The organism is Cyanobacterium aponinum PCC 10605, assembly GCF_000317675.1.
In the GTDB taxonomy this organism is placed as follows: Bacteria; Cyanobacteriota; Cyanobacteriia; order Cyanobacteriales; family Cyanobacteriaceae; genus PCC-10605.
This window is the reverse complement of record NC_019776.1, coordinates 1821769-1836376: the sequence shown is the minus strand read 5'-3', so window position 1 is coordinate 1836376 and position 14608 is coordinate 1821769. Positions and strand designations below refer to the sequence as shown.

The following is a 14608-nucleotide window of genomic DNA, read 5'->3' as shown; positions in this document are numbered from 1 at the left end:
TTAACTAAACTTTATTAGATTAGTTTAGGCTAATTTGTGTCATTCTGACTAATGAATCCTTTGACTGTTGATTGTTTTTATGAATAGTCAGAGAGAATCTACATTATAATAAAGTAATTTGTGTAATTTTACTATATCGTCTAATTTGTTATGACCGCTAATTCTCATTCCTCTGCATCTAATAATCTCTCGTTTTCTATGGATGATTTTTCTCAGGCTTTAGAACAAGAACAGTATGACTATCATTTTAAGCAGGGAGATGTTGTCAGGGGGAAAGTGTTCGAGTATTCTTCCGACGGTGTTTATGTAGATATTGGCGGTAAATCCCCCGGTTTTGTTCCTCAGACAGAGGTGGACTGGCGAGGTTCTTCTAATGTTAAAGAAGTATTACCTTTAGAGCAGGAATTTGATTTTGTTATTATCAAGGAACAAGATGCAGAAGGACAAGTGAAATTATCTCGCCGTCAATTATTTATTGATCAAGCATGGGATAATTTAAAGGAGATTGAAGAAAAAGGTGCGATCGTGCAAATGTTGGTTACAGGAGTTAACCGTGGAGGTGTTTTTGGTGAAGTACAAGGTTTAAAAGGTTTTATTCCTAAATCCCATTTAACTCAGAAAGAAGATTTGGAGACTTTAATAGATCAAACTGTTGATACTAATATTCTACAATTAGACCAAAAAGAAAATAAGTTAGTATTAACCCAAAGAAATATTGCTCGTTCTTCCGCTCTATCTCAACTCAAGGAAAACGAAGTTGTTGCTGGTAAAATAGCTAAAATTCAACCCTATGGTGTTTTTGTCGATTTTGGTGGTGTTAGTGGTTTACTGCACATCAAACAAATTAGCGAGGGTAAAGTAAACGCTTTAGAAAGTTTCTTTCAAATAGGAGAAGAAGTAAAAGTTGTAATTATGGAAATTGATACTTTTAAAAATCGTATCTCCTTATCGACAAAAATATTAGAAACTTATCCCGGAGAGTTTTTAGAAAATAAAGAAGCAGTAATGGCAAATGCGGAAGAAAGACTGGCAAATAAAAAAGCACAGAGTTAGTAGGTAGGGGTTGGAAAAAAATTAATTGGTGTCATGGGGGTAGGTTTCAGGTTTTTGGTTTTAGATATTTTTCACTGTTAATTGTTAATTACCTTTGCCCCTTGCCCTTTGCCCTTTTAACCTTGCCCCTTGCCTTTTTTATACAAACTTAAGATTTTCACTAACCTGAGTTTTGAATAAGCTGAAAGCATTATTTTCTCGTAGTCAGAAAACCTTATAGCTTCTTAGAAATAACGATAAAATTGCCTTAATCCGAACTGACGTTAAATAGTTAAGAATTAAAAATTAAGAATTAAAAACCCCTAACTCCTAACTCCTAACTCCTGTACGGGCGAATGGCCATTCGCCCCTACTTCCCCCTCATCACCCCATCCTCCCATCCCCTAGCACCGTAAGGGTTGAATATATTCAACCCCTACAACCTGACACCTAACCTTATCGGATATTCTTAAATCGAACTGAGGTTAACTATGGTAAAACCATCCAAAATAAGCCCACTAGGGTTAAGCTCATAATGCCAATGAGATGATCAAAATCTTCTAGGATGCGAGGTAATTTGATAACCGCTTTTTTGATTAAGACAAAGTAAACTAACCAACCAATGAAGACTGTAATTAGGGCTTTAATAATATTACTTAGGGTGTAAGTAGATAGATAGAAACCGTTAGCAAAAATTAAACCTGCCAACAAAAAAATAACTCCAAACCAAAAACCCCAATTTTGTTTTAGTATCTTGGCGGATGTATCGTGGGGTAAAAAAATAAATTTGGCGAAGGAAATAGCTGTACCAACGGCGGCAATATTCATTAACATTACTTGCCATGGATAAAGATTTTTAACCGTTAAAACTTTGGCACAATATCCAGCGAGTAAAGGTACACCGGAAATGGATAAACTAGCGATGACTAAGGCTATCCATAAATAAGTATTAATATTAGTGTGTTTTAATTCTTTGATATTCCGTGTTGGCAATGAACCTGCCATTAAAAATAAGCTAGATTTTACTAAGCCGTGAAAAAGGGCATAAATTCCTGCAACGGGAGGAGAAGCCAAAACAAAACCTAATTGAGATACGGTGTGAAAGGCTAACATTCTCTTGACATCGCTTTCAAAAATAGCGTAGATGACTCCTAGCAGGGCAGTGGCTATAGCTACAATGCGTACAATATGATCCATCTCATCCACAATTAAAGCAAGGCGAATTAGGGGATAAACTCCTGCTTTAACTACTACTCCTGATAACAATGCGGATACGGGGGTTTCGGCGGAGGCATGGGTGAGGGGCAACCATAATCCAGAGACAAAGACTCCTCCTTTAGCTAATAATCCTAACAGAATAAGTGCGATCGCTTCTGGGGGGGAATTACTTAAACCGTTGAAACTAAAAGAATTATTAGCTTTGTAGATTAAAATTGCTCCTATCAGGTAAAACAACATTGCTGTATTACTAACAAAGAGATACCGTAAACCGATCCAGATACTTTTGTCCGTGCGAGGATAAACTATTAAAAGAAAAGCGGCAATGCTAATAACCTCAATGGCAACATAAAAACTGATAAAGTCGTAGCCAATAAAACAAGCGTTAACACTACCGTAGAGAATCATTAATTGGGTATAGAAAAAAGCCTTTCTTTCCTCATACCAACAATAAAATAAGACGGCAATGGTAACAAGACTATTGGTAAGAATAAAATAGCCACTTAGCTTATCGATGAAAAGACTAACACCAAAATTGTCTAATAATTGTAAAGTTAAATCCTGCCCAGAAGTGAGTAACCAAAAAGGATACAAAACAGAAATTGATAAAACTGCAAGGGAAAGTATGCGACTACATTTTGGCAATAAGTAAATAATAAAACCTGCCAAAAAAGGTAAAGCTAACCAAATTAAAGTAATAGTATCCATTATTTTCCAATAGTATTTTCAATCTCGTCGGTTTCTAATGTAGGATTATCAACAGCTAATTTCATGACACCCACTAACATCAAAGCCTGAATGGAAAAACCAATTACAATAGCTGTTAAAATGACTGCTTGAGGTACTGGGTCCGCATAATCAACGTTATCCTTAGCGGTGAGAATAGGGGTAAAAAAACCCTTCCGAGAAGCAATAAAGACATAATAAGCAATAACCCCACTACTCATTACATCCATGCCCATAATTTTCATAACTAGATTACGCTTTAACATAATCCCTAAAAATCCACAGAGGATTGTCGCAAGAATAAATCCCTCTAAAATTATCATTGGCTTAATTGTCAGTTCTTTAAATAGCTAAAAATCAATAAATATAAAATTTTAAATAGAGTTTAATCTATAATAATTGTTCTAATATAAAACATATTTTTACCGTTGACAACTGATTTATTCCTTCTTTTATGGGTGAGGTGATAGAATTTTGATCATGATGAATATAAGTTTAACTTTCAGTAGTGCGATCGCTCTTTTTACGGCGATGGTAATTTTAGCTTCAATACCCAGCATGAGCGTTTTAACCGTATCAACACGAACCATTACTCACGGTTTAACTCATGGAATTTGGACGGCTATGGGCATAGTTTCGGGAGATATTTTATTTCTAATTGTGGCGATTTATGGTTTATCAATTTTTGCGGGAATTAATATTTTTTTCAGTTTAATTAAATATATTGGTGCTTTATATTTATTGTGGTTAGGCTTAAGTTTATGGAGAAAAACACCAGTCAATCAAATCTTAGTTAAATCAAATGAAAAGTCTTCTTTTATAGCTAGTTTTCTCATGGGATTTGTGATAACAACTGCCGATTTAAAAGCGATTCTTTTTTATTTGAGTTTTTTACCTGCTTTTTTGGATTTATCTAGTGTTTCTTTAATGGATACTTTTATTATCATTTTAATTACTATTATTGCTGTGGGGGGAATCAAGTTTATTTATGCTTTTTTTAGTTATAAAACAGGCTCAGTTTTAAAGAAAAATAATAATTTTAAATATATTAATTATGTCGCTGGAACAATGATGATTGCGATCGCATTTTTCCTCTTATTTAAAACCTGATACCTGCCTTGATATTATTAAACTGAACTGATTTAATTTAGCTTATAACGTGTATTTTTAAAAAATTAGTGCCTTTACTAATTCCCGTAGGAATACCCGCCATAATTAAGATGCGATCGCCTTTTTTCGCTAAATTGCGTCTATGAATAACCGTTTCTACCTGATTGAGTAAATCTTCAAAGTTGAGAGGCTCTTGATCAATTAAAATCGGCTTCACACCCCAAACAAGATTAAGACGATGATAAACTTTATCTTCTACCGTTAAAGCTAACACAGGAGTTTTAGAACGCTCTCCCGCCGCAATTATGGCACTATAGCCACTTTTCGTATAAGCAACAATGAATTTGAGAGACATAGTTTTGTCAATGGCATTTAAAGCCTCGCTCAAAGCATGGGTTTCATCACTCAAAGAAGGAGGATGATTCGTAAAATTCAAATTAGGTTCAACACTTAAAGCTATTTTCGCCATCATTTCCACCGCTTTAACAGGATATGAACCGACTGCCGACTCTCCTGATAACATAATTGCATCCGTACCATCAATAATCGCATTGGCTACATCACTGGCTTCTGCACGGGTGGGACGAGGACTGCGTATCATACTATCTAACATTTGTGTAGCGGTAATTACCGGCTTAACTTGTCGATTACATAAAGAAATAATTTGTTTTTGCAGTAAAGGAACTTTCTCAGGACTCATTTCCACTCCTAAATCTCCTCTTGCCACCATGATGCCATCACACTCATTAATAATTTCTTCGAGGTTATCAACCGCTTGGGGTTTTTCAATTTTGGCAATTACAGGGGTATCTTGTGCATTATTTTGAGCTAAAAATTGTTTTAAAGTGATTATATCTTGCGCCCTACGAACAAAACTGAGGGAAACCCAATCAACTCCCTGAGATAAGCCAAATTTTAGATCTTTTTTATCCTTTTCTGTCATAGAAGGTAAGCGCAGATTAAGACTTGGTAAATTCACCCCCTTACGACTTTTAAGGATTCCCCCTTCTATTACTTCACAAATAACCATAGGTTTCTCTATGGCAACAATTTTAAACTCTAACAAACCATCATCGAGAAGGATTTGTGTACCAATTTCCGCTTCTTCTGCTAAGTAAGGATAGTCAATGGTAATGATATTTTCTCCTGTTTGCTCCCAATTTTCGGGAATAAGAGTTAATTTATCTCCTTGCTTTATCTCTACTTGCCCTGAAGGTAATTGACCAACTCTAATCTTTGGTCCTTGTAAATCTTGTAATAAAGTAATAGGAGTATCTAATTCTTCTGATACCCTTCTTAGTAAAGATACAATTTGAGCATGGTCTTCATAAGTACCATGAGAAAAATTTAGTCTAGCCACACTCATTCCCGCCATTACCATTTGCTTAATAATTTCAGGAGAGTTACTCGCAGGTCCTATGGTTGCGACAATTTTAGTATGGTGCTTCATTTTTTTCTTTATGTAATTTAGTCCTGTCAATATTTTCAGGATAATTACTTTTTTTGAATTTGAGGTTAGGCGAAGGTTAACACTCTTATTTCATTGAAGGTACTGGAAAAAATAGCAAAATAGCCTTGTTTTGTCTCAAAAATTCTCTATTTCTTCCATTCTAATCAAATACTATTGATACAAATGCTCGATTTGTGAAAAATAACTATTTGGCTAAAGTCTTTAATTTATAAGTATTCTGAGCTGTTTCTTGTTCCCCGTCGCCTGTTATCTCCCCCTAACACCACTTTTTGATCAACCCCTAATTAATCATTGATTTCCTACTTTTTCTTTTCTCCCGGTTCTAATATCCTTTGAAACAAATATCCTGTACCTCTAGCGGTTAAAATCAGTTCAGGATTGCTAGGGTCATCTTCTAATTTTGCTCTTAAACGGGATACGTGAACGTCCACAACTCTAGTATCGACATGACGCTCAGGTGTATATCCCCAAACCTCCTGTAAGATTTCTGAGCGAGAAAAAGGTTCTCCTGATTTACTTACAAGCAGTTCTAGTAAGCTAAATTCCATTCCTGTTAAGCGGATTCTTTGATCTCCTTTGTAAACCTGTCTTTTGTTGGTGTCAATTCTGATAGAGTTAATGGAGATAACTCCCGAACTAGGTATTCCTGCAACTCCTGTTTTGTCAACTCTTCTTAACACAGAGCGGATTCTTGCTTCTAATTCTTTGGGAGAGAAAGGTTTTACCACATAATCATCTGCTCCTAGCTCTAAACCTGTAATGCGATCTGCTACATCTCCTAAAGCAGTTAACATAATAATGGGTATATCAGATTCTTTTCTTAGTTCTTGACAAACTCCATAGCCGTCTAATTTGGGCATCATTACGTCTAAAACCACTAAATCTGGTTGAGTTTCATGAAAAGTTGCGATCGCATCTTCTCCATCAGCGGCAGTGACAACATCATAACCAATCATCGAGAGACGAGTTTCTAAAATACGGCGAATACTTGCTTCATCGTCAACTACTAAAATTTTCTCTTTTTGAGTTTCCAATTTTTGCTCTCCTATACTAAAGATTTTTCTTATATATTTATTTGATCTAGTTTATAGGAAAAATGAGTCATGAGGAATCAGTAATCAGTAAATAATTCGGGCTTACAGAAAAAGTATTTTGTCAGGTAGCTAAAGGAATAAAGAGCAAACCCCCCTTTATCTCCCCTCGAAAGGGGGGAAGGCAAAACTTTTTAATTAACTTCCCGTAAGGGTTGAATATATTCAACCCCTACCACCCCAATACCCTAACACCTGAAACCTGACACCTGCTACCTGAAACCTAACCCGATTTTGTATTCTTGGGCTGAATTGAGGTTTACTTAGTATTCCTCGTACTCGGGCATTTTCTGTTTTTGGGGAATATTTACTTTTTGGGGACGATAATCATCCTCAACATCATCATCCCACATATCATCTTCTAAGGATTCGTCATATTTAGAGCGTGTTTCCGATTTATCATAGTTATTGAGTTGATAACGAGGTGCAGGTTCTCTTTCAACCCCACTTTCTCCCCAGTTGTCTTCTTCTATTTCTTCCTGATAAGCCATTGCTTCTTGACGACGGGCAGGAGGAGGAGTAATAACTTCTGCTTGTTCCCATTCATCTTCAGTCCAATTTTCCTCTACCACAGCCGTGCGTTGAGGTTTCGGTTGGGCAACGGGTCGCATTGGTACTCCTGTTGGTAACTGATTTTCTGGGGGAGTGGTAGGTGCGTAGTACATCTCGTCTTCGTCTTTTTCCCAAGGAGGACGACCAATTCCGAGTCTTTCTAATAGCCCTACTGTTATTTGTGTTACTCGTTCCTCTGCACCTTCAAAAACGATAATACGATTAGGTCCACTACTAACAATTTCATCTACAGATATTTCATAGGTACTAATTAACTGTTCAGGTATTTGGGGAAGACCGATCGCAGCTATAATTAAAGAGTTTAATTGACCATTTTCTTGATTAAATTGAAAATCTCTTACCTTACCTAAAGGTTCACCTGTTTCGGTGACAACTTCGGAATTAATTAAAGCACTATAAAGGTCTATATCAACATCTTCAATGACATCCTCGTCTTCTACTAAAACCACGTCTCCCATTTGTGAAATGCGATCGAGATACATATATTTAGGAATACCAGACATGGCTAAACGATTATCTCTTAACCCTAGTGCAACTACTTCTCTGCGATCGACATCTACTAATACCTCCTTGACAACCCCTAATCTTTTGCCTGTATTTCTAGTAATAACTTGAGTATTTAAAAACTCATTCCTTAAGCTACTTTGTGCATCTATCATAATAATTTAATATGTATCTAACAAATATACTTGACTTTAATTTGTTAATTTAATTTAACTTAATCCTAGTCATTTGATAATAACTCATATTTATGATTTTTGATATTTCCCCCATAGCTTATCCTGTTCAGAAAAAATTTCCCAATTTCAACCAAACTCAAAAATGTACCAATCATCTTACACCTAAGCTAGTTTGCATTTCTTATAGAAGAAAAACCTTTCTGCTTCCCCCAATGGGCTTTAATAAGTCCCTTACTAAAATTTATGATTTGGAAGTCTTTGGTTAAAGGCGGGTCAGAATTTCCCCCTAAATCATACTTTTGCCTCTTGCCTTCTTCAATTGATTACAGTAAATAGCTATTGACAATCTGATTAAAAAAATCTAAATACTTAGGATAATTACTGATGATATTTGAACCTGAATGATTATCTTGATATTTATTTCTATTCAGCCTTTTAGTATTTTCATCATTAATTAATCCTCTAAATAATAGTCCAGAATAGTTATTTTTCTTTTTTATGACAGGAGTATCAATTACACTTATTAACAAAGGTTGATTTTCTAACTTGTAAACAAAGTTTAACTGTATCTTGTGTGGTGAAATACTATTTACTTGTATTCTACTCTCTTGCAAACTTAAAAGATTATTGTTGATGAAATTTAAACCTGAGCATTTACCCTTTGGAAAAGTAATTAATCTACGAAAAACTATTTGAAACCGTTGAAACTGATAACTAATAATTTTAGCGATAAAGTTATTGACAATAATATCTAAAGAATTGGAATGAGCTTTTTTTTTATAACTGAAAGACACTTTTCCCATCTCAATATTAATATTTATGCCTTCATGGAAAGATAATTGGAAAGAATGAGGTTTACAAACTACAGGCTCTTTTAATTGCCAATGGGGGGGGATAATTCCTTGTTGATATAAATTTACCAAACTTAATTGATTAGGCTTGAGAGATTTCGCAAAAATTATAATAGTTATATCTTGATAATCATATATTTTTAAAGGCTTTTGAGGTTCAAAGTTGTTCGGAAAAGGTATTTTCATCTGAAGTTAAGTATTGTAAAGTAAAATTAAGAAGAGCATCACAGTTTATATTAATTGTAGGAAAATATTATGACTCTAGCAGTAGGTACTAAAGCACCCAATTTTACAACCAAAGATGATCAAGGTAACACCGTTTCCTTATCCGATTTTGCTGGTAAAGTTGTGGTTTTATACTTTTATCCTAAAGATGATACTCCCGGTTGCACTAAAGAAGCTCAAAGTTTCCGTGATAACTATACCGAATATCAAGGCAAAGATATGGTAGTTTTGGGGGTGAGCAATGATGATGAGGCTTCCCATAAAATGTTTAAAGAAAAGTATGGTTTACCTTTTCAACTTTTAGCTGATACTGATAGAAGTATTACTAAAGCCTATGATGTGGAAATGACTTATAATGGGCAGATTTATCCCCAAAGAGTAACTTACATCATCGATGGAGAAGGAACAATTACCCATGTTGATGACAAAGTGCAAACTGCAACTCATGCTCAAGACATCTTGGCTATTTTAGGCTAATCAAACTGAGTTGGAGATAAATTTTTTGGGCAAGGGGCAAGAGATAAACCCCTCTGTTTCTCCCCTTTTAAGGGGAGAAGGGCAAAAGAGTTTAATTAACTTCTCCCTAGTACCCTAACACCCCAATAACCCAATCTCCTAACCTCTCAAATTATTCCGCCGATTTTAAAACAGCTTCTGCGGCGGCTTCGGCTGTGCGTATTGCACCATCAAAAAAACCTGCCCACCTTTCTGCGATTTCTGTTCCAGCCCAGTAAATACGGTTAAAAGGCTTATTGATTGATTGTCCAAATCTTGTCCATACTCCCGGAGGCATGAAAGCGGCATAACCACCGCCTACCCATTGATTGGAAGGCCAGTCTTGTATATCAAAGGTTGTGGGAGATAGGGCTTGTTGTCCTAAATATTTAGCTAAGTCTGATAAAACAACGGATTTTTGTTCAGATTTAGTTAATTTTATCCACCGATGATAGCGATCGCCCATGACAAAAGTAGCTAAGACTCCTTTTCCACTGCGAGGGTCTGAACTATCGGCAAAAAGTTCAATCCATTCTGTGTTTCCCATACCTACTCCGGCAAGTCCTTGAGAACGCCAAAATGGTGTTTCATAGGAGATTAACAATTTGGCTAATGTTCCCATGGGAAAGCGTTGAGCGAGTTGTTGCTTGATAGGTGGTAAGGGAGGATGATAGGTTATTTTTCCTGCTAAATAGGGAGGCATGGCTACAATGACGAAATTAGCTTGATAAATGCCTTTGAGGGTGGTTACTTCTACTCCATGATCATCTTGAGTGATTTTCACCACCGCTTCATTGAGATGAATTTCGTTGTTTAATTCGGTGACAATTTTACTGGGTATTTGTCCTGCACCATCGTGGATAAGTTCCGCTTCTGGATGTTCGGCTTGGGAGGCGGACTTGTTTCCCCATAAAACGTGTAATAGTGAAACTTCATCGGGTTCAGCAGGTCCTAGAAACCCCACTGCACGGCACATATAGGCAAAATACCAACGACCGAAATCCGTTTGCGTATTTTCTTGAATCCACTGAGCAAAAGTTTGGCTGTCTAGTTTTTTATTTTCTTCGTTAGCTTCTGGATATTGAGGGGATAAACTTTGGGAAAGCTCATCAAAGGTTTTCCATGCTTTCATTGCATCTTGCCATTCTTCCTCGGGTACATTAGGGCGATCGCCTTCTGCAAAACCCTGAAAAAAGCCATTAAATTCTTGCCGTTTGTCGTTGTAGATTAGCACTACTTTCCCTTGTAAAGGAGAAGGAAAACGAGGAATATTATATTCGTCTAATAAAGCTAAAAAGCGGTCTTGAGTAGGACCTACCCATTGACCACCTAAATCTATATACTGGTTGGGAGCAATATGTTTTCCTAACATACGCCCACCGACGTAGTCTTGGGCTTCAAAAACCAAGACATTTTTTCCAGCTCTTTGTAAGTTGCGTGCCGCAATTAATCCAGATAAACCAGCACCGACAATGATGCAATCATATCTATGCGCCATTCTTATTAAGATCCCATAAAGTTATTTATAGCTGAATTATAGTATCTATATAAAAAATATTGAAAAACCTTAATAAAGATTAAAGACTTAATTCCTGAGAGCGTAGATAGGCAGATTTAACGGCGGAAATAACGGCACTGCGAAAACCTTTTTCTTCTAGGGCGGCAACTCCCGCAATGGTTGTTCCTCCGGGGCTTGTGACTTGATCTTTCAGGAGGGCAGGATGTAAGTTTTTTTGCTTAACCAGTTCTGCTGTACCTAAGACTGTTTGTACTGCTAATTCAAGAGCGATCGCACGAGGTAATCCAGAAGCCACACCACCATCAGCTAAAGCCTCTATCATCAGGGCAACAAAAGCCGGACCAGAACCAGATAAACCTGTCACCGCATCCATTTGATACTCTGGCACTTGAATCACAGAACCGATCGCCTCAAATAGAGATAATGCTAGACTTAATTGAGACTCAGAAACTTTGCCATTAGGTGCGATCGCACTCATTCCCTGTCCGACTAAAGCCGGAGTGTTAGGCATAACTCTAATAATAGGAAGAGAAGCAAAAGCCCTTTCCAACTGAGAAAGAGAAGTACCAGCCAAAATCGATAAGATGAGTGGAATATGACGATGAGGATTTATGGTTAAACCTTCGACTACCCGTTCAAAAATTTGCGGTTTAATCGCCAATAACAATACCTGAGAATCATCTAAAACCCTTTGATTATCAGTAGTGGTTTCCACCTGATATTTTTCCTCCCACCATTGACGACGAGAGAGTGCAGGATCACTAATAATTATTTCTGAAGCAATATATATATTTTGTGCGAGTAAGCGGGAAATAATCGCTTCAGCCATTACTCCACCGCCAATTACTCCTAATTTAAAAGACACTATAGATTTTGCTATTTTAGGACGACTTTATATAGATAATAATGATATGAGTAATCTAGCTTCTGTGAAAACTAGAATTATTGGGCCATAGAATCAGTTAACTCTGTAGAGGAAGTTTCATTCCAAAGAGCATCAAAAGATTTAGTTAATCCTTCAGAGCCAATTTTTGTATTACCATTCTGATAAGATTTACCAGAGATTGTACTAACTTTGACATTTCTGGGAGTGAAAAGGAAAATACTTTCACCGATTCTCTCTTGATGACCATCAATGGCGTAAGTGCCTCCTGCGACAAAATCAACCGCTCTTTGAGCTTCTTCTGCTTCCATTACATTCAAGTTAAGAATAACAGATCTTTGCTCTTTCAAAGTTTGAATTACTTGGGGAATTTCATCAAAAGAATGAGGCTCAATTACTACTACTTCATTCACAATATTATTTACTCCTGGCATTCCAATAACGTTGTTGGGTAAATTGCTCGAAAAATTGCCACTGTCAAGATAAGAAGAAGAAACATCGCTAGATTTATGAGCAGAAGTTTCCCTATTATCTCTAGGGCGACGACGAGAAGAAGAAAGGGGAGGAGTAACTGGGGCTTCTGTTTGAGGTATAGCTACCTCATTCATCTCAATATCAGAAGGGGGTAAATCTTGAGTAGTCATACTTTCAATTTCCTCCTCATAGTATTGGTAATCGCCTTGTCCTCCACCAATAATGTCTTTTAATTTGCCTAAAAAATTACTCACGGGTTTAATTCCTTAACGACTCTAGTATCATAGTATAAACTTTGTTATTCTATACGATAATTTACCAAGAATTTTTGCTTAAAATCCAATTTTGAATTCCATCGGCTAAAGTAAATGCTAACTGTTTTTGTGCAGAGCTGTTAGTAATCCATTCAAACTCCTCTGGATTAATCATAAAACCTAATTCTAATAATACTGTTGGGGATTGGTGAGGTCGAGTTAAAGCCAAGTTATTCCAAAAAATTCCTGCGGAATCTCTATCTAGCTGATTTATTAAATAATTGTGCAGATAAACGGCTAAATCCTGCGCTTGGGGATGATACCAAAATGTGCTAACTCCCTTAGTTTTTTCGGCGTTACCTCCATCGGGTAGGGCGTTATAGTGGATGGATAAAGCTACGGTCGGATTTACATTCCTAATCATTTTAGCTCGATCGCCCAGAGAAACAAAACTATCATCATTTCTCGTTAAGTAAACCCTTGCCCCTCTTTTTTCTAACTCTTGGGCCACTAATTTAGAAACGATTAAATTAATATCTTTTTCAGGATACCCTGTTGGTCCTAAAGCCCCAGATTCATTTCCACCATGACCCGGATCTAGTAAAATACTAGCACCATTCAAACTCTGATTACTTTTCAGATTCGGGGGATGATTGATGGTTAAAATTAAATTATTACCTTCATAACGCACATCATAACCCCACTGTTGAGGGGATTTAAAAGAAAAGATATAGTCAATTTGAGTAGGATTGACTTGATACCAGTCGAAACGCTTAATTATGGGATTATCATCAAAACGAATAGTATCAGTTTGGGCAACAATATTATACAAACTTAAAGTTAAAGAATCATCATCTTGTTTGATACTAAGAGGCACTGCACTTTCTAAGGGAAAAATTATTTCCGTTTGAGTCTCTTTGACTTTAGAAGTGATACTGCGAATATAGCTGAGGGGAAGGGTATTTGTCGGTAAAACTCTGGTTTCTTCTGCTTTAATCCAACCCCCATAATCGAGCCTTAGCCATTCTCCTTCTTTTCCTGTCACTTTTGCCCTGACTCCTCTAGGTAAAGGTGTTAACCTTGAGTAATTAGTACCAGCACCAGTTCTAGCAATACCCTGCTCTGCAATCACTTCCACTACTTGTAACTCTTGAGGATTAAGAATAGTTATGCTACCTTCTCCTTTTCTTTCTGTGGTTTTACCTTGATAATCCATGACAAAAATCGGATTTAAGTTGGACACGGTATTACTAAATTGAACACATCCAGAAACTTTCTGCCAAGAATTGCCTACTGTGGAGATGGGGTTATTGTTGTCAATCAAAACTGAGGCGTTACCGGGTAGATTAATGGTATTTAAGGCAGGAGTTAGGGGTAAAGTATCCTGATTAAGTTTTACTGTGGTATTTGAGCCGAGGGGGGTAATGGCAGAGAAGCAGACATCTTCATTGGGTAGTTTACTTATATCTACTTGGGGATTTAATAAATTTGCAGAAAAATTGTTAATTTCTTCTAAGTCAGGCTGATTATCAACCCTTGTAATCACTCGATTTAATTCTTCATTGTCGTAACGAATTGTTATTTGATTTTTGCCCATTTTTAGAGGAATACTGGGGGCAAAATAGCCTAGAGAGGAGCGATTTATAGATTTACCATTAATTATGACATTACCAGAAGCAGGAGCAGAGCCAATAATAAAGATAGATTCTGCTGTTGTTTGATGATTAACGGGGGGATAAACAATTTTTAAAGATTGAGATTGAGCAGAGCTAGATTCTGCGATTAAATTCAAGCTAATGGTGATTAAAAAACTTTTCCAAAAAATATTGTTAGACATGGAGATTAATTATAGTTAATAGTTTTAGTTCAGAGTTCAGAAAGAGGTGTTAGGTTTCAGGTTGCAGGTTGCAGGTTGCAGGTGATAGGGAAGCGTGTTAATTAAACACTTTTACCCTCCCCCCTCTGGGGGATAAAGGGGGGTTTGCCTCTTGCCCTTTTACATCTAT

The 14608-nt window shown here is 36.6% G+C and carries 13 protein-coding genes; 3 read left to right on the top strand and 10 right to left on the bottom strand.

All coding sequences use genetic code 11. From position 1 onward, the window contains the following. Window positions 1-150: 150 nt before the first annotated feature. Window positions 151-1053: a S1 RNA-binding domain-containing protein gene (locus CYAN10605_RS07660; protein ID WP_015219366.1), complete on the top strand. Its 903-nt coding sequence runs from the start codon at window positions 151-153 to the stop codon at window positions 1051-1053. Between the two features lie 468 nt (window positions 1054-1521). Here the strand turns inward: CYAN10605_RS07660 and CYAN10605_RS07655 are convergent, their stop codons facing one another. Next, complete coding sequence (locus tag CYAN10605_RS07655; protein ID WP_015219365.1) at window positions 1522-2958, bottom strand: cation:proton antiporter; 1437 nt, start codon at window positions 2956-2958, stop codon at window positions 1522-1524. After that, window positions 2958-3299: a cation:proton antiporter subunit C gene (locus CYAN10605_RS07650; RefSeq protein WP_015219364.1), complete on the bottom strand. Its 342-nt coding sequence runs from the start codon at window positions 3297-3299 to the stop codon at window positions 2958-2960. Before CYAN10605_RS07650 ends, CYAN10605_RS07655 begins: the two co-directional genes overlap by 1 nt. A gap of 157 nt (window positions 3300-3456) precedes the next feature. Here CYAN10605_RS07650 and CYAN10605_RS07645 point away from each other — a divergent pair, with 157 nt between their 5' ends. Beyond that, window positions 3457-4086 (top strand): LysE family translocator, encoded by a 630-nt coding sequence (locus CYAN10605_RS07645; protein ID WP_015219363.1) that lies wholly within the window; start codon window positions 3457-3459, stop codon window positions 4084-4086. A 37-nt stretch (window positions 4087-4123) separates the two neighbouring features. On the opposite strand, the gene pyk is transcribed toward CYAN10605_RS07645, so the two are convergent. The 4 genes from pyk to CYAN10605_RS07625 form a co-directional block, all read right to left on the bottom strand. After that, on the bottom strand, window positions 4124-5536 hold the full coding sequence (pyk, locus tag CYAN10605_RS07640; protein ID WP_015219362.1) for a pyruvate kinase: 1413 nt from the start codon (window positions 5534-5536) through the stop codon (window positions 4124-4126). A gap of 320 nt (window positions 5537-5856) precedes the next feature. Next, a complete protein-coding gene (gene rpaB, locus CYAN10605_RS07635; RefSeq protein ID WP_015219361.1) occupies window positions 5857-6591 on the bottom strand; it encodes a response regulator transcription factor RpaB in 735 nt (244 codons plus the stop codon). Between the two features lie 320 nt (window positions 6592-6911). Further along, window positions 6912-7880: a PRC-barrel domain-containing protein gene (locus tag CYAN10605_RS07630; protein WP_015219360.1), complete on the bottom strand. Its 969-nt coding sequence runs from the start codon at window positions 7878-7880 to the stop codon at window positions 6912-6914. Window positions 7881-8224: 344 nt separating this feature from the next. Beyond that, window positions 8225-8938: a hypothetical protein gene (locus tag CYAN10605_RS07625; RefSeq protein ID WP_015219359.1), complete on the bottom strand. Its 714-nt coding sequence runs from the start codon at window positions 8936-8938 to the stop codon at window positions 8225-8227. 69 nt (window positions 8939-9007) lie between these two features. Here CYAN10605_RS07625 and CYAN10605_RS07620 point away from each other — a divergent pair, with 69 nt between their 5' ends. After that, the gene (locus CYAN10605_RS07620) at window positions 9008-9454 is read left to right on the top strand and encodes a peroxiredoxin (RefSeq protein WP_015219358.1); all 447 of its coding nucleotides are present in this window, start codon (window positions 9008-9010) and stop codon (window positions 9452-9454) included. Between the two features lie 151 nt (window positions 9455-9605). Here CYAN10605_RS07620 and CYAN10605_RS07615 read toward each other — a convergent pair whose 3' ends face one another. The 4 genes from CYAN10605_RS07615 to CYAN10605_RS07600 form a co-directional block, all read right to left on the bottom strand. Beyond that, window positions 9606-10970 carry a flavin monoamine oxidase family protein gene (locus tag CYAN10605_RS07615; RefSeq protein WP_015219357.1) on the bottom strand — a complete coding sequence of 455 codons (1365 nt, stop codon included), beginning with the start codon at window positions 10968-10970 and terminating at the stop codon, window positions 9606-9608. A 79-nt stretch (window positions 10971-11049) separates the two neighbouring features. Then, entirely contained in the window at window positions 11050-11856 is an 807-nt protein-coding gene (gene proC / locus CYAN10605_RS07610) for a pyrroline-5-carboxylate reductase (RefSeq protein WP_015219356.1), read from the bottom strand. Window positions 11857-11933: 77 nt separating this feature from the next. After that, a complete protein-coding gene (locus tag CYAN10605_RS19390) occupies window positions 11934-12602 on the bottom strand; it encodes a cell division protein SepF (protein ID WP_015219355.1) in 669 nt (222 codons plus the stop codon). Between the two features lie 61 nt (window positions 12603-12663). Further along, a complete protein-coding gene (locus tag CYAN10605_RS07600; protein WP_015219354.1) occupies window positions 12664-14439 on the bottom strand; it encodes an N-acetylmuramoyl-L-alanine amidase in 1776 nt (591 codons plus the stop codon). Window positions 14440-14608 lie beyond the last annotated feature (169 nt).